The organism is Sphingomonas sp. Sph1(2015), assembly GCF_001970915.1.
In the GTDB taxonomy this organism is placed as follows: Bacteria; Pseudomonadota; Alphaproteobacteria; order Sphingomonadales; family Sphingomonadaceae; genus Sphingomonas; species Sphingomonas parapaucimobilis.
The window spans coordinates 17987-38189 of record NZ_MQUI01000038.1 but is presented as its reverse complement, the minus strand read 5'-3'; the positions used below and the strand labels follow the sequence as shown (position 1 = coordinate 38189).

The 20203-nt window shown below is 69.4% G+C and carries 18 protein-coding genes; 4 read left to right on the top strand and 14 right to left on the bottom strand.

All coding sequences use genetic code 11. The features are described from left to right. Nucleotides 1-2415, bottom strand: a 2415-nt coding sequence (locus tag BSZ14_RS14245) for a helicase-related protein (protein WP_076711424.1), incomplete at its 3' end; no start/stop codon positions are given. Between the two features lie 233 nt (nt 2416-2648). Between BSZ14_RS14245 and BSZ14_RS14240 the strand changes: the two genes are divergently transcribed. After that, a complete protein-coding gene (locus BSZ14_RS14240) occupies nt 2649-4118 on the top strand; it encodes a M23 family metallopeptidase (protein WP_076711418.1) in 1470 nt (489 codons plus the stop codon). 117 nt (nt 4119-4235) lie between these two features. On the opposite strand, the gene BSZ14_RS14235 is transcribed toward BSZ14_RS14240, so the two are convergent. The 5 genes from BSZ14_RS14235 to BSZ14_RS14215 form a co-directional block, all read right to left on the bottom strand. After that, the gene (locus BSZ14_RS14235; RefSeq protein WP_076711423.1) at nt 4236-5873 is read right to left on the bottom strand and encodes an ATP-binding protein; all 1638 of its coding nucleotides are present in this window, start codon (nt 5871-5873) and stop codon (nt 4236-4238) included. Nucleotides 5874-5941: 68 nt separating this feature from the next. After that, the gene (locus BSZ14_RS14230) at nt 5942-6706 is read right to left on the bottom strand and encodes a TIGR02186 family protein (RefSeq protein WP_042486967.1); all 765 of its coding nucleotides are present in this window, start codon (nt 6704-6706) and stop codon (nt 5942-5944) included. Beyond that, nucleotides 6703-7617 (bottom strand): sulfite exporter TauE/SafE family protein, encoded by a 915-nt coding sequence (locus tag BSZ14_RS14225; RefSeq protein WP_042486970.1) that lies wholly within the window; start codon nt 7615-7617, stop codon nt 6703-6705. The genes BSZ14_RS14230 and BSZ14_RS14225 overlap by 4 nt, the downstream gene beginning before the upstream one ends. Before the next feature lie 45 nt (nt 7618-7662). Continuing rightward, nucleotides 7663-8307 carry a hypothetical protein gene (locus BSZ14_RS14220; RefSeq protein WP_076711417.1) on the bottom strand — a complete coding sequence of 215 codons (645 nt, stop codon included), beginning with the start codon at nt 8305-8307 and terminating at the stop codon, nt 7663-7665. 329 nt (nt 8308-8636) lie between these two features. Then, a complete protein-coding gene (locus tag BSZ14_RS14215) occupies nt 8637-10007 on the bottom strand; it encodes a glycosyl transferase family protein (protein ID WP_089413655.1) in 1371 nt (456 codons plus the stop codon). A 212-nt stretch (nt 10008-10219) separates the two neighbouring features. Here BSZ14_RS14215 and BSZ14_RS14210 point away from each other — a divergent pair, with 212 nt between their 5' ends. Then, a complete protein-coding gene (locus tag BSZ14_RS14210; protein ID WP_076711415.1) occupies nt 10220-11419 on the top strand; it encodes an MFS transporter in 1200 nt (399 codons plus the stop codon). Here BSZ14_RS14210 and BSZ14_RS14205 read toward each other — a convergent pair. From BSZ14_RS14205 to BSZ14_RS14180, 6 genes are all read right to left on the bottom strand, one after another. Beyond that, the gene (locus tag BSZ14_RS14205) at nt 11373-12596 is read right to left on the bottom strand and encodes a dipeptidase (RefSeq protein WP_076711414.1); all 1224 of its coding nucleotides are present in this window, start codon (nt 12594-12596) and stop codon (nt 11373-11375) included. The two genes, BSZ14_RS14210 and BSZ14_RS14205, sit on opposite strands and share 47 nt — an antisense overlap. Beyond that, a complete protein-coding gene (locus BSZ14_RS14200; protein WP_076711413.1) occupies nt 12590-12868 on the bottom strand; it encodes an acylphosphatase in 279 nt (92 codons plus the stop codon). Before BSZ14_RS14200 ends, BSZ14_RS14205 begins: the two co-directional genes overlap by 7 nt. A gap of 68 nt (nt 12869-12936) precedes the next feature. Continuing rightward, nucleotides 12937-13560, bottom strand: coding sequence for a MarC family protein (locus BSZ14_RS14195; protein WP_042486983.1), 624 nt, complete (start codon nt 13558-13560; stop codon nt 12937-12939). A 4-nt stretch (nt 13561-13564) separates the two neighbouring features. After that, nucleotides 13565-14443: a bifunctional methylenetetrahydrofolate dehydrogenase/methenyltetrahydrofolate cyclohydrolase FolD gene (folD, locus tag BSZ14_RS14190; protein ID WP_076711412.1), complete on the bottom strand. Its 879-nt coding sequence runs from the start codon at nt 14441-14443 to the stop codon at nt 13565-13567. Then, nucleotides 14440-14742, bottom strand: coding sequence for a DUF167 domain-containing protein (locus BSZ14_RS14185; protein ID WP_042486988.1), 303 nt, complete (start codon nt 14740-14742; stop codon nt 14440-14442). The genes folD and BSZ14_RS14185 overlap by 4 nt, the downstream gene beginning before the upstream one ends. Beyond that, nucleotides 14742-15053, bottom strand: coding sequence for a YggT family protein (locus BSZ14_RS14180; protein WP_042486994.1), 312 nt, complete (start codon nt 15051-15053; stop codon nt 14742-14744). Before BSZ14_RS14180 ends, BSZ14_RS14185 begins: the two co-directional genes overlap by 1 nt. A 121-nt stretch (nt 15054-15174) precedes the next feature. Between BSZ14_RS14180 and BSZ14_RS14175 the strand changes: the two genes are divergently transcribed. Then, entirely contained in the window at nt 15175-17019 is a 1845-nt protein-coding gene (locus BSZ14_RS14175; RefSeq protein ID WP_241823771.1) for an AsmA family protein, read from the top strand. 206 nt (nt 17020-17225) lie between these two features. Here the strand turns inward: BSZ14_RS14175 and BSZ14_RS14170 are convergent, their stop codons facing one another. Next, the gene (locus tag BSZ14_RS14170) at nt 17226-18203 is read right to left on the bottom strand and encodes an NAD(P)H-dependent glycerol-3-phosphate dehydrogenase (RefSeq protein ID WP_076711411.1); all 978 of its coding nucleotides are present in this window, start codon (nt 18201-18203) and stop codon (nt 17226-17228) included. After that, complete coding sequence (gene tsaD / locus BSZ14_RS14165; RefSeq protein ID WP_076711410.1) at nt 18200-19225, bottom strand: tRNA (adenosine(37)-N6)-threonylcarbamoyltransferase complex transferase subunit TsaD; 1026 nt, start codon at nt 19223-19225, stop codon at nt 18200-18202. The genes BSZ14_RS14170 and tsaD overlap by 4 nt, the downstream gene beginning before the upstream one ends. 65 nt (nt 19226-19290) lie before the next feature. Here tsaD and hemC point away from each other — a divergent pair, with 65 nt between their 5' ends. Beyond that, nucleotides 19291-20202, top strand: coding sequence for a hydroxymethylbilane synthase (hemC, locus tag BSZ14_RS14160; RefSeq protein WP_042487003.1), 912 nt, complete (start codon nt 19291-19293; stop codon nt 20200-20202). The last annotated feature ends 1 nt before the right edge of the window (nt 20203 follow it).

Here is a 20203-nt window from a genome sequence, read left to right as displayed (position 1 = left end):
GGGGGGGCGGCCGCGCCAGACCCAGCGGGCGGGTTCATTCTCCCTACCCCTTATCTTGCGAAAGCCCAGATCGCCCATCAGCCGGTCGAGCGTCGCCGCCTCCAGTCCGATCGAGGTCGCCAGCGAGGCATCGGGGGTGAACGGCCCACGCCCCTCGCGCGCGTCATGGGCGGCGCGCGCGATGCGTTCGACCAGGTCGATCCGCACCGCCTGTTCGCCCAGCGGCCGATAGCCCGAGGCGACACCGCGCCCCGGCTCGTCGCGGCGCAGGATGGTGGCGCCGGGCCGGGCGAGGTCGGGCGTCTGGCCCCATAGCGCCATCAATGTACGCCGCCATGTTGCCGCACCGGGCTTCAGCAATCGCGGATCGAACACATCCAGCGTGCCGATCGTGATCCCCATGCCCCGCAACCGCCGCCGCTCGTCGGGCGACAGGGCATCGATCATCAGGCGTAGCGGCTGGCGCGGCGCGATGCCGCCCGCATCCTCCAGCGCGGCGGCGACGGCGCGGATCGCGGGCGACGCCTTGGCCTCGCGCGCCAGTGTCGCCAACCGGACCAGCGCGGGCACCTGCCGGTCGAGCGAGCGCGCCAGCCAGGCGTCCAGCCGGGCCTTCACCTGCTCACGCTGGACCGGGACCAGGCAATCGAGATCGCGCTCCAGCCGCAGCACCGGCCGCCCCAGCGACGGCCCGGCCGTCAGCCGCGCCACGCCATGCCCGTCCCAGACCAGCCGGTCCTCCTGAAGCGTGAAAGCGTCCTGCCCGGCGGCGATCAGCGCCTCGGCCCGACGCGACCGCTCGGACCCCAGCCGCTTTTCCGCCGCCGCCAGCAACAGGCGCTTGTCGTTCGCCCGCGCGCCTGCCTCGACGGTGAAGCGAAAACCTTCCAGCCGCCCGATGGGGTGGTCCTCGACCAGCACCTCGCCTTCGGGGCCGATGGTGACGGGCAGGGCGCCCGCATCGGCACCGATCCGGCGGATCAGCGCGGTGGTGCGCTTGTCGACGAAACGCTGGGTAAGGCTCGCGTGCAGGCCATCGGACAGCCGCTCCTCGATCTCGCGCGTCCGCTCGGCCCAGTGGCGCGGATCGGCCAGCCAGTCGGCGCGCTGCGCGATATAGGCCCAGCTGCGGATCGCGGAGAGGCGGCCCGCCAGCGTCTCGACATCGCCCGCCATGCTGTCCAGTCGCGCAATCTCGTCGGCGAACCATTGGTGCGGGACATGGCCCAGGCCCTCGGACAAATGGCCGAACACGCGCGAGACGAAGCGGGCATGGGGATCGATGCCTACTTTGCGGAAATCGGGAATGCCGCACGCCGCCCAGAGGCGCGCGACCATGGCGGGCCGCCGCACCCGGTCGCGGACCCAGGGTTCGTCGGCCAGCCGCTTGAGTACCTGCAGATCGGTGGCGAGCGGGGCGGCGCGCAGCACGCCGGGTGCGGGCTTGCGCTCCAGGCTGCCGATCAGCGCGTCGATGCTCGACAGGTCGGGATCGCCCTCGCGCCAATAGAGATGGTCGAGCCGGGGGAAGCGATGCTCCTCGATCGCCAGAACCTCTTCGGGCAGGAACGAGTCCGGCCCTTCCTCGGCCAGCGCGCCGAACGTCCCGTCGCGGTGATGCCGCCCGGCGCGCCCGGCGATCTGCGCCATCTCGGCGACGGTCAGGCGGCGACGGCGACGCCCGTCGAACTTGTGCAGACCCGCAAAGGCGACATGCGCGACGTCCATGTTCAGGCCCATGCCAATCGCATCGGTGGCGACGAGATAGTCGACCTCGCCCGCCTGGAACATCTCGACCTGCGCGTTGCGGGTGCGCGGGGACAGCGCGCCCATCACGACAGCGGCCCCGCCGCGCAGGCGGCGCAGCATCTCCGCCACCGCATAGACCTCCTCGGCCGAGAAGGCGACGATGGCGGAGCGCTTGGGCAGGCGACTGATCTTCCTGGCGCCCGCATAGGTCAGCGTCGAGAAACGGGGCCGGGCGATGATCTCGGCATCCGGCACCAGCGCCCGGATCATGGGTTTCAGCGCCTCGGACCCCAGGATCATCGTCTCGTCCCGGCCGCGCCGGTGCAGCAACCGATCGGTAAAGACATGACCGCGCTCCAGATCCGCACCCAGCTGCGCCTCGTCCAGCGCCATGAAGGCGACGTCGCGGTCGGGCATGGATTCGGCGGTGCAGAGGAACCAGCGGGCGTCGGGCGGCACGATCTTTTCCTCGCCCGTCACCAGCGCCACCTGGCCCGGCCCTTTCAGCGCCACGACCCGATCATAGACCTCACGGGCCAGCAGGCGGAGGGGAAAGCCGATGATGCCGCTGCTATGCGCGCACATCCGCTCTATCGCGAGGTGCGTCTTGCCGGTGTTGGTCGGCCCGAGAACGGCCGTCACGGCGCCCGATACGCGGCTTGTCATACACCCTACATCGGGCTTCGCGGGCGCGGTTGCAACGACATGGAGCAAGACGGGGAGCAAGATCGTCGCGCACAGGCGGGATTTGGCCCGGTCCGGCCACGTCTTGCCGCAGCATCGGGGCGGCGGGGCGCAGCGGCTTTGACTTTGCGGGCGCTACCCCACACCGCAAAATCCTGTGCGCCGGGGGGATCGGCGACGCTGTTCGACGATTTCACGGAAACCCGACGCCTCTCATGTTCCTTGCCACCGACGAAGCCCTGATCCTGTCCGGGGGAACCGCCACGCGGCCCATCGGCCGCATGGCCCCGCCGCCCATGGGACGCCTGGCGCGGTGGCGCATCGCCGCGCGCGAGATCGACTGGGTGCCCGATCTGGGGACGCAGATCGGCAGCCGCGACTGGTGGCGGGGTCTGGCGACGTGTTCGGCGCTCTGTGTTGCGACCATTGCGATGGCGCCGGGCTTTCACCGTCCGATCGTCGGGCAGGCGCCCGCTCCCCTGACCGGCGAGGCGCGCAGCCATGAGCGCGCGCAGGCCATCGCCCCGCTGGCGCTGGGCGCGGACAGCGGGCAGCGTCTGGCCGCCAATGAACTCGTCATGCATCTGGCCGAAGCACCCGAGCGGCCCGTGGTGGAATTGTCCGCCACCATCGGCTCGGGCGACCGTCTCGACCGCGTGCTGCAACGCGCCGGCGTATCCCGGGACCAGGCCCGCGCCGCCGCCGCCCTGATCGCGCCGGTGACGGACGGCGAGGCGATCCCGTCGGGCACCCGTATCACGCTGACCCTGGGACGGCGGCCAAGCCGATCGGTCGCACGGCCGCTGGAGACGATGAAGCTGCGCGCGCGCTTCGACCTGGCGGTCACGCTGACCCGCACGCCGCAGGGATTCGACATGACCCAGGCGCCCATCGCTATCGACCGGACGCCGCTGCGCCTGCAAGGACTCGCGGGATCGAGCCTGTACCGATCGGTCCGCGCGGCGGGCGCCCCCGCCAAGGTGGTCGAGGCCTATATCAAGGCGCTGGCCGCACGCATGTCGGTCGGCCGCGACGTGAAGCGTTCGGACAGTTTCGACCTCATCATCGAGCGCGAGCGCGCCGCGACCGGCGAGACCCGGCTCGGCAAGCTGCTGTTCGCCGGGCTCGACCATGGCGGGCGCAAGGTGCAGCTGGCGCGGCTGGCCGATGACGATGACGGCCAATGGTATGACGTGAACGGCCAGAGCGAGAAGCGCGGCGCGATGGGCATGCCGGTCGCGGGGCGCGTGACCTCGTCCTTTGGCAAGCGCGTCCATCCGATCCTGGGCTTGATGCGGATGCACAAGGGCACCGATATCGGTGCGCCCTATGGCACGCCGATCCATGCGATGATGGACGGCGTGGTCAAGTTCGCCGGACGATCGGGCGGATATGGCAATTTCGTCAAACTCGCCCATGCGGGCGGCATTGCCAGCGGTTACGGCCATATGAGCCGTTTCGCCGTTCGCTCGGGCGCGCATGTGAAACAGGGGCAGGTGATCGGCTATGTCGGCTCGACCGGCATGTCGACCGGCCCGCATCTCCACTGGGAAGTGTGGAAGAACGGCGCGGTGGTGAATCCGCGCACGCTGAAGCTGGCGAGCATGGCGGTGTTGTCGGGGGCCAAGCTGCGGACGTTCCGGCGCGAGGTGCAGGCGCTGCTGGCGGTCCGGCCGGGGCGGTAACTCGTTTTCCTCCCTCCGTTCAGCCTGAGCGAAGTCGAAGGCCAAGGGATGACTTGGCCAAGGGCAGTACATGCACTTCGACTTCGCTCAGTGCGAACGGGGGTGGGGATTACGGCGTTATTTCCCCGCCGCGCGCCAGCGGCCGACCGTCTCGGCCAGCACCCGGTTGCCGCCCGACGGGTTCGCCCAGAGCGCGGTGATCGTCATGTCGCTCGACGCGGGCCGTTTTTCCTCGGGCAGGTTGTCGAAGCTCGCGCGCATCGGGAAGCTTACGCCCTCGCCGCACAATATCGCCTCGCGGTTGCGCAGCGCCGAAATGGTGTCGAGCAGGCCGCGCCCGCCCTCCGGCATCGCCGAGCGGACCATCGCCTGATCGCGTTCGTTGTTCAGCCGCATGGCGATGATCGTGCCGCATTGCGACAGCACGCCCTCGGCCAGGTCGGACGGGCGCTGGGTGACGAGGCCCAGCGAGACGCCATATTTGCGCCCCTCCTTGGCGATGCGCGACAGGATGCGGCCGACCGCCGAATCCTGTTCGGCCTGCGCGGGGATGTAGCGATGCGCCTCTTCGCAGACCATCAGGACGGGGCGACGCTCGGCGGGATGGGTCCAGATCGCATGGTCGAAGATCATCCGCGCCAGCACGGCGACGACGCTGCTGGTCACGTCCGACGGCACGCCCGACACGTCGATGATCGAGATCGGCCGCCCGTCACCCGGCATCCGCAGGATGCGCGCGAGGAAGTCGGCCATCGTATCGGCGACCAGCATCCCCGAAAACATGAAGGCATAGCGGGGATCGGCCTTGATCTCCTCGATCTTGGACTTGATCCGCTGATAGGGGGCGATGTCGCCGACCCGCTCCAGCTTGCTCATCTCCTGGCCCAGCTGCGCGGTCAGGTCGGACAGCAGATAGGGGATCGGCGTGTCGACGGTGACGCGCGGCAGCTCGGCGGCGGCGCGGCTGCGCATCCGGGCGGCGAGCAGGCATTTGGCCAGGACATCGGCGTCGTGCTGGCGCTGCTCGCCGCTGGCCGACAACAGGATCTCGCAATGCTCGGCGAAGTTCATCAGCCAATAGGGCATGCGCAGATTGCCGACGTCATGGATGCTGCCGGTGTCGCGAAAGGCGCGGGCATATTCGCCATGCGGGTCGATCATGACGATATGGCCCAGCGGCGCGCGCTCGCAGATGCGGTGCAGGATCATCGCCGTCGCGGTGGACTTGCCGGTGCCGGTCGATCCCAGAATGGCAAAATGCCGCCCCAGCAGCGCATCGACCGCCAGTGTCGCGGGGACCGTGCGCGCGGGGTGGACGGTGCCGATCGTCACCGTCGTCTGGGCGCGGTTGAGGTGGATGCCCGCCAGCTCGTCATTGGTGATCGCATGGATCGTCGCGCCGGGCATGGGGTAGGAGGTGACGCCGCGCCGAAAGCCGTACAGTGCGCCCGTCTCGGGTTGGCGCATCCCTTCGCCCATCAGGTCGATCTCGGTCGTCAGCGCGGCGGCGTCGCTGGCGGGGTCGAGCGCGAGCGAGCGGATCGTGCCGATGATCCAGCGGTCGCCGCGCTTGAGCTTGACCGGCATCGCCACCTGTCCGGCGGCGGCCAGCACCGGATCGGCGGCCTCCGCCAGCGCGGCCAGCGCCTGGCGGTCCAGCACGATCCGCCCCGATGACCCGGCGATGGCGAGCAGCCACCCGATGACCGGCGTGTCGATTGCGGCATGAGGGTCGGCAGGCGGTAGGGAGGACATGGGACGCGCCGTCATGTGGAATGGGAGGATGGCGACGCTAGAATGGAAATCTTAAGATTTCCCGATCCTTACACCCGCCGCGCGATCCACCCTGCGGTCCAGCCGAGCAGGATCGACAGCGCCACCGCGGTCAGGCCATAGGGGATGGCCGCGCGGTCGGCGGCGCGCGCCACGAAACGCTCGAACCCTGATTTGCGGATGTCGATGTCGCGCACGGCGGCAGCCAGCACGCGGCCGTCGCGGATCAGGAAGGTTTCGGCGGTGAAGCGCCCGACCGGCACGCGCGCCGGGATGGTGACGCGGGCGCGGTAGAGCACATCGTCGGTAATCTCGACGGCGCGTGGTGCCTCGACATACAGGCCGCTGCGGCGGCGCTGGTCGACCAGCCCCTGCTGGAACCGCGCCTGGACGTTGGCGGGCGCAGCGGAGGCGGGCGAGAGCTGCAGGCTGTCGAGCCCGAGTTCGTAGATGGCGCGGGTGCGATCGTCGACGATCCGGGTAATCGGTCGGGACGAGGCGATGGCATAGAAGGACGGCGCCGACTGGTAGCGCAGCCGCCCGGCATTGACCCAGAGACCGGCGATCTTCTCCTTCTCGCGGATCAGGATCGACTGGGTTGGTCCCTTGACCACGACGACGATGTCGGTCGGCTTGTCATCCTGCGGCGGGCGGCCGCCGGGATAGAGGATCGCACCGAACAGCAGCAGTTCCGCGCCGGTGAAGCTGTAGGCGATCTGGATATCGCGCTGCGACACGTCGGGGACCAGCACCGGCTTGGCCTGCGCCATCAGCAGCGGCGAGAACAACGCCAGCGTGACGGCCAGCCTTTTCATAGCGGCTGCACCGTGAAGATTTCCTCGGGCCGCCACACCAGGCCCAGCAGGATGCGCAGGCCGACCAGCAGCACGATGACCGCCAGCGCCAGGCGCAGATATTCGGGCTTGGCATTGGTGGCGAGCTTCGCGCCCACCTGTGCCCCCGTCACCGATCCGACCAGAAGCAGCCCGGCCAGCACGATATCGACCGCCTTGGTGGTCGTGGCATGGACCATCGTCGCGGCGGCGGTGACAAACAAGGTCTGGAACAGCGAGGTGCCGAGCACGACATTGGTCGCCATGCCCAGGATATAGATCATCGCGGGCACCAGGATGAATCCGCCGCCGACACCCAGCAAGATGGTCAGGATGCCGGTAAAGAAGCCCAGCATCAGCGGGGCGAGCGGCGAGATATACAGGCCCGAGGCATAGAAACGGGTGCGGAAGGGAAGGGCGGCGACCAGCGGATGATGCCGCCGCCGCGCCGCTTTCTGGGGACGCCCGCGCCGCTGCGCCAGGATCGCCCCGGCCGCCTCGCGCGCCATGACCGATCCGATCCATCCCAGCATCAGGACATAGACGATGGCGATGACCGTATCGATCTGCCCGCTCGCCTGGAGCAGGCGGAAGATCCACGCGCCCGCGAACGATCCGACCACGCCGCCCGCGACCAGGACGCCGCCCATCTTCACATCGACCCCGCCGCGCCGCCAATGCGCGGACACGCCCGAGACGCTCGCCCCCGTCACCTGGCTGGCGGCCGAGGCGGCGGCGACGGTCGGCGGAATGCCATAGACGATCAGCAGCGGCGTGGTCAGGAAGCCGCCGCCGACCCCGAACATGCCCGACAACAGGCCCACACCCGCCCCCAGCGCGATGATGACGAGCGCATTGACCGACAGGTTGGCGATCGGAAGATACAGGTCCACGGCCGCGTTATAGACGCGCCCGCCTTTCGGAACAGTGTCGAAGCGTCAGAAATCGCCCGCCAGCGTCAGCGCGAGGCCGGAGTCGGGCGCGGCGCGCCCCGCCACCCGCTGCCGCCAGTCGAGCGACAGGCGGACGCGCCGGTCGGCGACGGGCAGGGCGATGCCCAAAGTCGGACCGATATCCAGCCGCTGCGCATCCCGCTGCGCCCCGCCCCATAGCCCCAGCCCCAGGTCGAGGGCGGGTGTCAGCGGCATGCTGGCTCGCACCGCGCCGTCCGCGAAGGGCTCGATCCGCGCACGCGCCACCGCACCGGCCTGGGCATAGCCAGCCAGGACGATGCCGGGAGCCACGGAACGGGGGCCGATCCCGCCCGCGACCAGAGCGGCGGGGGCATCCTGCCCGGCATCGAGCGCCAGCCGCTGTTCGACCAGCAGGCGAATCGGCACATGGCGAAGCGGCCGGCAGTCGATCCCCACCGCCAGCTCGCGCCCGATCCCCTGCGACGGCGCGGACAGGCGCAGGCTGGCGGCGACGTCGCCCCGCGAATCGAGCCGCCGTAACAGGCGAACGCCCGCTTGCGTCCCGCCCAGCTGTCCGCCGGGCAGCAGCGTCTGGCGTCCTTCGCGAAGGACGGCCCACAGGCTGGCGCTCCACCGCCGCGGCGGGGCGGGAGACTCGGGCAGCGCCATATTCGGTGAAAGCGCTATGACGGAGGGTGCCGATGCGGTGATCGGGATGTCCTGAATCGGCGCTTGCGCGGCCGGAATCCCGGAATGTCGCGCAGGATTCAGGATCGAGGGTGTCGATCGTGGCGCACGCGTGATCGCGAATCGGGCGGACCCAATGTCGGGCCGACGCAGGACCGGGCCAGGAATCGCGATCCGGGCAGCGTGTGCTCGGCTATGTTTTACGGATGTCGCCGCCATCTCCACGCCCGGACCGGAGGGCAACAGAAAGGCGATGCGGCCCAGCGCCCACATGCCCACCATGCCTCCGAGGAATCGTAAGGGGCGTCCGCTCATGATTGCGGCGACAGGTCGGGAAAGTGGTGGCTCGTCTTGTCCCAGGCGGGCACGCCGCCGCGCAGCACATGGATATAGCGGACGAAGGCGCGGGGGATCGCCGCCAGCGCCACGAAATTGCCGATGACGAATCGCGGCAACGACCAGAAGGCCTCGCGCCAGCCATAAGCGCGGCCCGTGAACATCATGCGAATGCCCAGCCGCCATGCCAGCAGCAGGGCGTTGATCCCGAACAGGATGCGAAGACCGGGATCGACCGGCGGCAAGGGCGTGTCCGCGATCCAGTGAATCGATACCCCCATCGCGTCGGCGGTCATCCCCAGATAGGCCGCTGCCAGCACCAGCATCGCGATCGGCCCCCGCCGGTCGCGCAGCCGCCACCAATGATCCCCTATCGCCAGCGCCCGCCCCCAGCCGGTGCGATCCCAGCCGATCAACGCGATACCGGTCATCCACCGTGCCTTTTGCCGGACGGCCGTCACCAGGGTCGCCGGGAAATAGGCGCGCACCGCGACCACGCCGCCGGGCGTCCCGTCGGCGACGCGGGCGAACAGCCCCTCACCGCCCAGTTCGGCGATGCGCAGGCCCAGCTCATAATCCTCGGTCAGGCTGGTCGCATCGAACGGATCGCCCCCGCGCGACGCGGCGATCCGGCCCAGAATGGCTGGCGACAGCGCGCAGCCGGTGCCTGCCAGCGGCATACCTGCGCCGATCCAGGTGCGCACGACCAGCTGTTTGATGTGGCTTTCGGCGAACTCGTCGGCATAGTGGCCGGACACGAGGCGCGATCCCGGTACGACCAGCGGCAGGACCGGCAATTGCACCACCGCCCGTTCCTCGATCAGCGAATCGAAGACCGCCAGCTCGTCCGTATGCACGACATCCTCGGCATCGTGCAGGACTATTGCCTTTGCCTGGAACCCCTCCGCCACCATGTCGCGCTGAAGCGCGTGCCAGAGCGTGTTGAGGCAATCCGCCTTGGTCGTCGGGCCATAGCGCGGGCCGATGACCAGACGGACCCGGTCATCGCGTTCGGCCACATCGGCGGCGGCGGCGATGGTCGCCGGATCATTGGGATAAAGCCCGATATAAAGGCGATAATCGGGATGCCGGAAACGCGCGAGCGCGGTGGACAGCATAGCGCCGATCACCGCCGCCTCGTCCCAGGCCGGGGTGAAGACGATCATGCGTCCCGGCTGTTCGGGCCGGGGTAGCGAATGGCTGTGGATCGGAGTGCCGGACCTCTTTATCAGCCGGCGTACGAAATAGAGAAGGTCAACCAGAAGATCATCGACACCCCCGATCAACAATCCGACCGCCGCGAACAACAACAGTTCACGCGCGACGATTTCGACGATTGTCGCCATATCCCCCATCCGGCTTCCCCCGTTGCCGAATCTTGGTGTGCCTGTCCGAAATGGACGGATCAATAGCCGTCTTGACGTTCATTATGGTCTGATTTGACTTGGGAAAAAGGCGTGTGCTTCGCGATTTTTCCCGCAAAATCAGTGCGTCGGATCGGGCGGGTGGTTGCGCCTTCTGTTGCGGTGCAACATATGGGGCGTCGAAAGGATTTCCCATGGCCCGGACATTTCCCCCCGGCATCGTCCATACCGCGCTGGCGGTGGGCGGCTTTGCGATCGGCACGACCGAATTCGCCGCGATGAGCCTGGAGCCCGACCTGGCACGCGGCCTCGGCATCGATGCGCCGACGGCGGGGCATGTCATCAGCGCCTATGCGCTGGGCGTGGTGGTGGGCGCGCCGCTGCTGGCGGTGCTGTCGGCCAAGCTCGCACGGCGCACGCTGCTGATCGCGCTGATGCTGATGTTCGCGGCGGGCAACGGCCTGTCGGCGATGGCGCCCGATTATCACTGGATGCTGTTCTTCCGCTTCCTCAGCGGACTGCCGCACGGCGCCTATTTCGGGATCGCGGCGCTGGTCGCGGCTTCGCTCGTCCCTGAATCGCGGCGCACGGTGGCGGTCGGGCGGATCATGCTGGGGCTGACGGTCGCCACCGTGATCGGCGTGCCGCTGGCGCAGATGCTGGGGCAATGGCTCAACTGGCGCTGGGTGTTCGGCGTCGTCGCCGCGCTGGCACTGCTGACCGCGACGCTGGTCGCCATCGCCGCACCGCATGACCGGCCCGACGAAGGCGCGAGCATCCGCCGCGAACTCGACGCGCTGAGCAAGGGACAGGTCTGGCTGACGCTGGCCATCGGGGCGATCGGCTTTGGCGGCATGTTCGCGGTCTATACCTATCTGGCGGCGACCCTGACCGAGGTGACGGGCGCGTCCACCGCCATGATCCCGCTGGTGCTGGCCGTGTTCGGGCTGGGCATGACGATCGGCAATATCGTCGTGCCGCGCTTTGCCGATCGCGCGCTGATGCCGACGGCGGGGGGCCTGCTGCTCTGGTCGGCGGCGATGCTGGCGCTCTATCCGCTGGCGGCGCAAAGCTTGTGGACGATCCTGCCGCTCGTCTTTGCGATCGGGCTGGGCGGGGCGCTGGGCACCGTGCTCCAGACACGGCTGATGGATGTGGCGGGCGAGGGGCAGGGGCTGGCCGCCGCGCTCAACCATTCCGCGTTCAACACCGCCAACGCCATCGGCCCCTGGGCCGGGGGCCTGGCCATCGCGAACGGTTTCGGCTGGACCTCGACCGGCTATGTCGGTTGCGGGCTCGCGCTGGGCGGCTTTGCGATATGGCTGATCGCGCTGCGGTTCGGCGGGACTAGCGCGCCAGCGGATCGGTCGAATCGTCCGGTCCTGTCGCACTGAGGCTTTTGGCCACCGCCGCGACCCGTTCCATCACGCGCAGGATGTTGCCGCTGGTCAGGGCCATCAGGTCGGCATCGCTCCATCCGCGCCGGACCAGCTCGGCCAGCACCAGCGGATAACCGTCGACTCCGGTCATCCCCTCCGGCCCCGTGCCGTTGATCCCGTCATAATCGCCGCCGAATCCCACCGCGCCGCGTCCGGCCACATGCGCGATATGCTCGACATGATCGGCGACCATCGCCGCTGTCACGCGCGGCGGGGGATGGCTCGCGTCCCAGGCGACCAGCGGCGCGGGGCTGCGCAAACCATAGACATTGGCGGGCACCCCGACGGACTTGGCATAGGCCGTGCGCCGCGCATCCCAGGTCCGCCAGTCGCGCGAGAGGAAGGCGGGATAGCAGTTTACCATCACCACGCCGCCGCCCATGCCGATCCGGCGAAGCAGCATATCGGGAATGTTGCGCGGCGCATCGGCCAAGGCGCGGGAATCGGAGTGCGAGGCGATGACGGGAGCCCGGCTGCTATCGAGCACCGCCGCCATCGTCGCGTCGGAGACATGGGCGACATCGACGATCATGCCGATCCGGTTCATCTCGGCCACCACTGCCCGGCCGAAAGGGCTGAGGCCGTTGGCTATGGCCGAATCGGTGGATGAATCAGCCCAGGCCAGACTGCGGCCATGGGTCAGCGTCAGATAGGCGACGCCCAGCGCCCTATACTGGCGCAGCACCGACAACCGCCCGTCGATCTGATGCCCGCCCTCGACCCCGATCAGCGAGGCGACCCGGCCCGAGCGCGCGATCCGGCGGACATCACCGGCGGTGCGGGCCATCGCGAGTCGGGTCGGATGCGCGGCGACCAGGCGGTGGACACGGTCGATCTGCTCCAGCGTCATCTCGACCGCGCACGGGCCGGTGACATCGGCGGGAATCCATACCGACCAGAATTGTCCGCCGACCCCGCCGCGCTTCAGCCGAGGCAGGTCGGTCTGGAGCGAAAAGGGCAGCGCGCTCGTGTCGGTTTCGAGTGTGGGCGACTCGGGCGGGAGATCGGATTCGCGCAGCGCCCAGGGCAGGTCGTTATGCCCGTCGACGATCGGTGCGCGGGCGAGGAGCGATTCGACCCGCTGCGTGACGGCCGGATCGGCGGCCTGGGCGAGCAGAAGCGCGATCAGCATGTCGGCCGCTGTTCGAATCGCATCAGCATGGGGTCGATGGGCTGCTCGATCATCTCGACCCGATCGACGCGGGCGGCGGGCGGTCCCGACCCGGCCTCGGACACGATCCGCGCCACCGTCTCCTCGGACCCCTGCACCACCGCTTCGACCGAGCCGTCCGCGCGGTTGCGGACCCAGCCGGTCAGCCCCGACGCTTTGGCGCGCCCGAGGAACCAGTGACGATAGCCGACGCCCTGGACGCGCCCGGTGATGCGAAGATGACGACCGATCATGCCCGCCACTGTCGCGTGGGCGGCCCGCAAAGGGAAGGTCCTATTCCTCCCCGGCGCGGGGAGGGGAATCACTTCAGGCTGGCGGTCACCCCGTCGATCACGAACTGCACCGCCAGCGCGGCGAGCAGCACGCCCAGCACGCGGGTGATCACCGCCTCGATCTTGGCGCCGAGCAGCCGCATCAGCGGCCCCGCCGCCAGCAGCGCGACGAGCGTCAGCAGCAGGATCGACACCATCGCGCCCAACACCACGATCGAGGCCTGGAGCCCCGAATTGCGGCTCATCAACAGCATGACGGTCGCGATCGAGCCCGGTCCCGCGATCATCGGCATCGCCATGGGGAAGATCGACACGTCCTCCGCCTCGTGCGGATCGTCGGCGACCTTGGCGGCGCGGTCCTCGCGCCGCTGGGTCCGCTTCTCGAACACCATCTCCAGCGCGATCAGGAACAGCATGATGCCGCCCGCGATGCGGAACGCCGCCATCTCGATGCCCAGGCCGTGGAGCAGCGCCTCGCCGAACAGCGCGAAGACGAACAGGATGACCGAGGCGACCATGACCGCACGGATCGCCATCGCCCGGCGATGCTGTGGCGTCGCCCCTGCGGAAAGACCTGCATAGATCGGCGCGCAGCCCGGCGGATCGATCACCACGAAGAAGGTGATCAGCGAGGAGATATAGAGTTCGAGCACGGCCTTACAGCGCCGTCTGGTCGATCGCGACCCCCTCGCGCCGTCCCGCCGAAACCAGCGTGTTGCGCAGCAGGACCGCGATCGTCATCGGCCCGACGCCACCGGGCACCGGCGTGATCGCGCCCGCGCGGCTTACCGCCGTGTCATATTCGACATCGCCGACCAGCCCCGTCTCGGTACGGTTGATGCCGACATCGATGACGCTGGCGCCGGGCTTGATCCACTCGCCCTTGACCAGGCCGGGCACGCCGACCGCCGCCACGACGATATCGGCGCGGCCGACCACCTCGGCGAGGTTGCGGGTGCGGCTGTGCGCCACGGTCACGGTGCAGCTTTCGCCGAGCAGCAACTGCGCCATCGGTTTGCCGACGATGTTCGAGCGGCCGACGACCACCGCGTCCATGCCCGACAGGCTGGGATGGATGCTCTTGAGCAGCATCAGACAGCCGAGCGGGGTGCAGGGCACGAAGCCCTCGCTGCCCGTCGCCAGCCGTCCGGCGTTGACCGGGTGGAAGCCGTCGACATCCTTGCCGGGATCGATCGCCTGGATCACCGCCTGCGCATCGATCTGGCCCGGCAGCGGCAGCTGGACGAGGATGCCGTCCACCATGGGATCGGCGTTCAGTTGCGCGACGAGGGCGAGCAGCGTCGCCTGGTCGGTATCGGCGGGCAGGCGATGCTCGATGCTCTCCATGCCCGCTTCGCGCGTGGCCTTGCCCTTGGAGCGGACATAGACGCTGGAGGCGGGGTCCTCGCCGACCAGCACGACCGCCAGGCCGGGCGCGCGGCCGGCCTTTTCGCGGAAGGTCGCAACCTGGGTGGCGATGCGGGTGCGGAGGCCGGCGGCGAACGCCTTGCCGTCGATGATCGTGGCGCTAGTCATGGGCACTCGCCATAAAGCGCCTGCGCGATACGCGCCAGTGTATGCGGGTCGCCCGCGACATGCAGCCGCTTCAACCGCGCCGTATCGCCCGCGATCAGGCTGACCGCGCGCTTGGGCACCCCGAAATGCTTGGCGACCAATGGGATCAGCGCCGCATTGGCCGCGCCGTCGACCGGCGGGGCCGACAGCCGTGCGGCGAAATGCTCGTCCGTGCCCGCACTCAGCGCATCGCGGCCACCGCGCGGTGTCACCCGGACCGCGATCCGAATCCCGTCATCGCATGGGGTCCAGGCGGGCATCAGCCGACGACGACCGCGCCCCCGTACATCGCATTGGCGATCGCGGTGTCCAGGACCTTGCCCAGGATGATGACCGCCAGCAGCACGACCATCGGCGACAGGTCGAGCGCGCCGAAATCGGGCAGGATGCGCCGGATCGGGCGATAGAGCGGATCGGTCATCTTCTGCAGCGCGTACCAGACCGACCGGATGAAGTCGTTCGAGGTGTTGATGACGTTGAACGCGATCAGCCAGGACAGGATCGCCTGCACGATGATGATCCACCAGACGACATTGAGCAGAATCTGAAGGATCTGAAGGATGAGGACCAACGTGGGGGCTCCCGAAGACGGATTTCTCCATATCTAGGGTAGGACGCGCTTCGGGGCAATAATCGTGCGCGATGGTCCTGACGCAGGCGGAACGAAGCCCGCCGTTGCGCGTCCCATCCTCATGACGAAGGAGAGGGGATGGCCGCGCCGGACGCGGGTCGCGATGGGGTTGCTGATCGGGCTGCCCCTGCTTTTCCTGTTGATCCTGGCGGTGTTTCCCTGGGGCCTTTTACGCGACGCCGTGTGCCGCGCGGCGACCGAGCGGTTCGGGCGGCCCGTGACGATCGACTCGGTCCGCCGGGTCGACGGCATCGGCTTTCATCCCACCATCGCGATCGAAGAGTTGAGGATTCCGCAGGCCGGTTGGGCGGGCCAGGGCGATTTCGCGCGCGTGAAGCGGGCGGAAATCCGCTTTTCGGTCTGGCCGTTGCTGCACGGGGCTTTCGTGCCCCAGGATATCCGCGTGTCGGGCCTGCGGCTGGCGTTGGTCCGCGACAAGCAGGGCCGCACCAACTGGTCACGTCCCGGCGAGCCCGAGGAAGGTGGCAGCGCCACCGACCTGCAGGGGCTGACCATCACCGATGGCGTGGTCAGCTATCGCGATGCCAAGGAGGATCGGCAGGCGGTGCTGAACGTCGCCGCCGATCCGGATCGCGGCGTGCGGGCCGAGGGTCAGGGCAGGGTGCGCGGCGCGCCGGTCCGCATCGCCTTTACCGGCGCGGCGGTGAAGCCCGGCCGCTGGCCCTTTACCGCCGATATCACCGGCGAGCAGCTGGTGATGAAGGCGGTCGGCACGATGGACCGGCCGCTCGACACCGATGCGATGACGCTGGACCTGACCGCGAAAGCCGATGACCTCAAGCGGATCGACGCGGTGATCGAGGCGGGGCTGTTCCAGACCCGGCCGGTCCAGCTGACCGCGCATGTCCGGCATGAACGCCCGCGCTGGACGATCACCGATCTGAAGGGACGGATCGGCCGCTCCGACCTGAGCGGGCGGTTGACCGTCGACAAGAAGGAAGGCCGTACGCTGCTGGACGGCGAGGTGACGGCGGGGCAACTCGATTTCGACGATCTGTCGTCGGCGCAAGGGCGTGCCGAGGCTGCCGCGCTGGAACGCCGGATCGGGCCGCGCCTCGTCCCCAATACCCGCATCGATATCGGCAAGATCGACACGACCGACGGCACCATCCGCTTCAAGGTCGGCCGCGTGGTCAGCGCGCAGAATCCCTCGCCAATCACCGGGCTCGCCGGACGGATGACGATGGACCATCAGTTGCTGACCATTGGCGATATCCGCATGGCGTTGCGCGAAGGCGTGGTAACGGGGCGGGCGGTGATCGACCAGCGGAACGGGGCGAAGGTGCCGAAACTGTCGGTCGACCTGCGGCTGCGCGGCGCGAGCGTCCTGTCGCTCTCGGGCGAGACGCGGATCACCGGCCGGGTCGCGGCGCGGGCGGTGCTGGCGGGCATGGGCGAGACAGTGCGCGCGGCGATCGGGCGTGCGGATGGGCGCATCGGGCTGGTCGTCGCCAACGGGACCCTGCCCGATCGCTATGCGACGGCGCTGGGTTTCGACGCGGGTGCGGCGTTCATGGGCGACAGCGGCAAGGCAACCTTGCGCTGCCTGGTGCTGGGCGTCGCCATGACGAACGGCACGGGCCGCGCCAATCCGCTGATCGTCGATACCTCGCGCAGTCGGCTGGACGGGACGGGGACGGTCCATTTCCCCGACGAGCGACTGGCGCTGCGGCTGACCGGCGCGCCGAAACAGGGCGCGACGCTCCGGCTGGCGGGTGCGGCAACGGTCGGCGGGACGATCGAGAAGCCCGACCTCGTGATCCCGAAGGAGGTCAAGTCGGTCGGCAATATCTTCAAGTCGATCGGTCGGGCGATCACCGGCGATACCGGACCGAAGGCGCAGAATGCGGCCTGCGGTGTGCTGTCGCGGCAGGTGCTGCGGTAAGCCCGCTTCCCAACCGCCGTTCCGCCTGAGCTAAGTCGAAGGCCAAGGGCATCCCATGGCCAAGTCACCCGCTTGGCGGACGTTGTAGCGTGGCCTTCGACTTCGCTCAGGCGGAAGGGAAGGTTAGAGTCGAAAACGATCAACTCCGCTCACCCCTCCCCTTCAGGGGAGGGGCTAAAACCGTGCAATGCTGATCGCTTTCAACTCTAATGGCCCTCGGCTTTCAGCGGGCGTGCGAGCAGCGCCCCGATGACCTCACCGACCGCCGCCCCTTCCAGCAACCGGCACACCGCCTCGCACACCGGCATGTCGACGCCCGCCGCCGCCGCCGCCTGTCGCAGCACGGGCGCGGTGAACGCCCCTTCCGCCACGGTCCGCCGGTCGGCCAGCAGTTCGGCCGACGAGCGCCCCTGACCCAGCCCGACGCCCAGCGAGAAATTGCGCGAGGCGGTCGACGAACAGGTCAGCACCAGATCGCCCAGCCCCGACAGGCCCGCCAGCGTCTCCGCCCGGCCCCCGCGCGCCAGCCCGAACCGCGTCATCTCGGCAAAGCCGCGCGCGATCAGCGCGGCGCGGGCATTCTGGCCCAGCCCCGCCCCCTCGACCACGCCGCAACCGATGGCGAGGACGTTCTTGATCGCGCCCCCGATCTCCGCGCCGGTCACGTCGTCGGTGGCATAGGGCCGGAAATGCGGCGCGGCGATCCGCTGCGACAGCGCCTCTCGAAGCCCGGCATCCTCGCACGCCAGCGTCACCGCCGTCGGCAGCCCCGCCGCCACCTCATGCGCGAAGGTCGGGCCGGACAGCACCGCGATCGGCGCGTCCGGGTGGATCGCGCGCGCCACGTCGCCCACCAGCCGCCGCGTCCCCGCCTCGATCCCCTTGGAACACAGGACCAGCGGCTTGAACCCGACCGGCATCGTGGCCAGCACCGTGCCCACCGCCTGGGCAGGCGTGACGACCAGCAGCGCGTCCATCTCGGCCATCGCGGCCGGATCGCTGACGGCCTCGATACTCGGCGACAGCGCGATGTTCGGCAGATAGAGCGGGTTGGCGTGCATCGTGTTGATCGCCTCTGCCACCGCCGGGTCGCGCGCCCAGATCCGCACCGGCCGGTCGCCATGCGCCGCCACCTGCGCCAGCGCGGTGCCCCAGGCGCCCGCGCCGATCACCCCGATCCTCATGCCTTCACCCCCGCGCCGCGCACCGCTTCCGCCGCCTGATCGAGCGGCCAGCGCGCCCGTGCGGGGGTGTCGAGCGGATCGGTCAGCCCTTCGCGGAACCGCTCGACACCCGCCCAGGCGATCATCGCGGCATTGTCGGTACACAGCCAGAGCGGCGGCGCGACGAAGCGCAGGCCATGCTCGGCCGCCAGCCCCTCCAGCGCGCCCCGGATCACGCCGTTCGCCGCGACACCGCCCGCGACGACCAAAGCGGTGACGGGCGGCACATTCGCCAAGGCCCGGCGGGTGCGGTCGAGCAGACAGTCGACCACCGCCTGCTGGAAGGACGCGGCAATGTCTTCCGGTGAATAATGCCCGATGGCGCGCGCCACCGCGCTCTTCAGCCCCGCGAAGGAGAAATGCGGTTCGGCCGAACCCTTCAATGGACGGGGCAGCGGCACCGCATGGGGGTTCCCCTCGCGCGCCGCCGCCTCGACCCGCGGCCCGCCGGGATAGCCCAGGCCCAGCAGCTTGGCCGTCTTGTCGAATGCCTCTCCGGCCGCGTCGTCGATCGTCGTGGCCATCCGGCGATAGCGCCCGACGCCCTCGACCAGCAGCAGCTGGCAATGCCCGCCCGAGACGAGCAGCAGCAGATAGGGATAGGCCAGCTCCCGGTCGGACAGGCGCGGGGACAGGGCATGGCCCTCCAGATGGTTGACCGCGATCAACGGCTTGCCCGCCGCATGGGCCAGCGCCTTGCCCGTGACGAGGCCGACCATCACCCCGCCGATCAGCCCCGGCCCCGCCGTCGCGGCGATGGCGTCGACGTCCGCCAGCGTCACGCCCGCATCGGCCAGGGCGGCGGCGACCAGCGGTTCCATCGCCTCGACATGCGCGCGCGCGGCGATTTCGGGGACGACGCCACCGAACGGAGCGTGCGCCGCCTCCTGCCCCAGCAGCCGGTGCGCGAGCACGCGGCCGTCATCGGTGACAAGCGCGGCGGCGGTCTCGTCGCACGAGGATTCCAGTCCCAGGATCAGCATGGGTTCCCCATACCCGTCCGTTGCCAACTTGTCGAAGGGGGGCTTGATGCGGCAAAGGCGGACATATGGTTCGTTTCCGGCTCGGTACGCGCGGTTCGCCGCTGGCCCTCACCCAGGCGCATATGGTGCGTGCGGCGCTGGCGAGTGCGCAGGGGTGGAGCGAGGACGCGGTTCAGATCGTGCCGATCAAGACCACCGGCGACCGGGTGCAGGACCGCGCGCTGGCCGAGATCGGCGGCAAGGCGCTGTGGACCAAGGAGCTGGACCGCGCGCTGTACGACCGTGAGATCGATGCCTCGGTCCATTCGATGAAGGATGTCGAGACGATCCGGCCCGACTGGCTGCACATCGCCGCCATGCTGCCACGCGCCGATGTCCGCGACCGGCTGATCGGCGCGGCAACCATTGCCGAACTGCGCCCCGGCGCGGTGATCGGCACCAGCAGCCCGCGCCGCCGCGCGCAGCTGCTGTCGCACCGGCCCGACCTGACCATCACGCTGCTGCGCGGCAATGTCGACACGCGGCTGGCCGCCGTGGCGAACGGCGACGTCGACGCCACTTTGCTTGCCGCCGCCGGGCTCGACCGGCTGGGGCGCGAGGTCGGCCAGCCCGTGCCGACCGACCAGATGCTGCCCGCGCCCGCGCAAGGGGCGGTGGGGATCGAGACTCGCGCCGACGATGCCGCCGCCACGATGCTGGTCGCCTCGATCGACCATGCCGAAACCCATGCTTGCGTGATGGCCGAACGCGCGCTGCTCGCCGCGCTGGCCGCCGATTGCCACAGCCCGGTCGCGGCGCTCGCCTCGCTGGCGGGCGAGATGCTGACCCTGCGTGCCGAATTGCTGGCCGAGGACGGATCGTCGCGGGTCGGCGGCTGGGTCGAAGGGGGCGTCGACGAGGAACTGGGCGCGCGGCTGGCGGTCGATCTGCTCGAACGCGCCGCGCCTGAGGTGCGCCGCCTGTTCGCCGGGGGCTGAG

What these genes read in the sequence shown, in the direction of transcription:
- BSZ14_RS14240 (WP_076711418.1), top strand. Translation starts at nt 2,649, where the DNA reads ATGTTCCTTGCCACCGACGAAGCCCTGATCCTGTCCGGGGGAACCGCC.
- BSZ14_RS14235 (WP_076711423.1), bottom strand. Translation starts at nt 5,873, where the DNA reads ATGTCCTCCCTACCGCCTGCCGACCCTCATGCCGCAATCGACACGCCG.
- BSZ14_RS14230 (WP_042486967.1), bottom strand. Translation starts at nt 6,706, where the DNA reads ATGAAAAGGCTGGCCGTCACGCTGGCGTTGTTCTCGCCGCTGCTGATG.
- BSZ14_RS14220 (WP_076711417.1), bottom strand. Translation starts at nt 8,307, where the DNA reads ATGGCGCTGCCCGAGTCTCCCGCCCCGCCGCGGCGGTGGAGCGCCAGC.
- BSZ14_RS14215 (WP_089413655.1), bottom strand. Translation starts at nt 10,007, where the DNA reads ATGGCGACAATCGTCGAAATCGTCGCGCGTGAACTGTTGTTGTTCGCG.
- BSZ14_RS14210 (WP_076711415.1), top strand. Translation starts at nt 10,220, where the DNA reads ATGGCCCGGACATTTCCCCCCGGCATCGTCCATACCGCGCTGGCGGTG.
- BSZ14_RS14205 (WP_076711414.1), bottom strand. Translation starts at nt 12,596, where the DNA reads ATGCTGATCGCGCTTCTGCTCGCCCAGGCCGCCGATCCGGCCGTCACG.
- BSZ14_RS14200 (WP_076711413.1), bottom strand. Translation starts at nt 12,868, where the DNA reads ATGATCGGTCGTCATCTTCGCATCACCGGGCGCGTCCAGGGCGTCGGC.
- folD (WP_076711412.1), bottom strand. Translation starts at nt 14,443, where the DNA reads ATGACTAGCGCCACGATCATCGACGGCAAGGCGTTCGCCGCCGGCCTC.
- BSZ14_RS14185 (WP_042486988.1), bottom strand. Translation starts at nt 14,742, where the DNA reads ATGCCCGCCTGGACCCCATGCGATGACGGGATTCGGATCGCGGTCCGG.
- BSZ14_RS14175 (WP_241823771.1), top strand. Translation starts at nt 15,175, where the DNA reads ATGACGAAGGAGAGGGGATGGCCGCGCCGGACGCGGGTCGCGATGGGG.
- BSZ14_RS14170 (WP_076711411.1), bottom strand. Translation starts at nt 18,203, where the DNA reads ATGAGGATCGGGGTGATCGGCGCGGGCGCCTGGGGCACCGCGCTGGCG.
- tsaD (WP_076711410.1), bottom strand. Translation starts at nt 19,225, where the DNA reads ATGCTGATCCTGGGACTGGAATCCTCGTGCGACGAGACCGCCGCCGCG.
- hemC (WP_042487003.1), top strand. Translation starts at nt 19,291, where the DNA reads ATGGTTCGTTTCCGGCTCGGTACGCGCGGTTCGCCGCTGGCCCTCACC.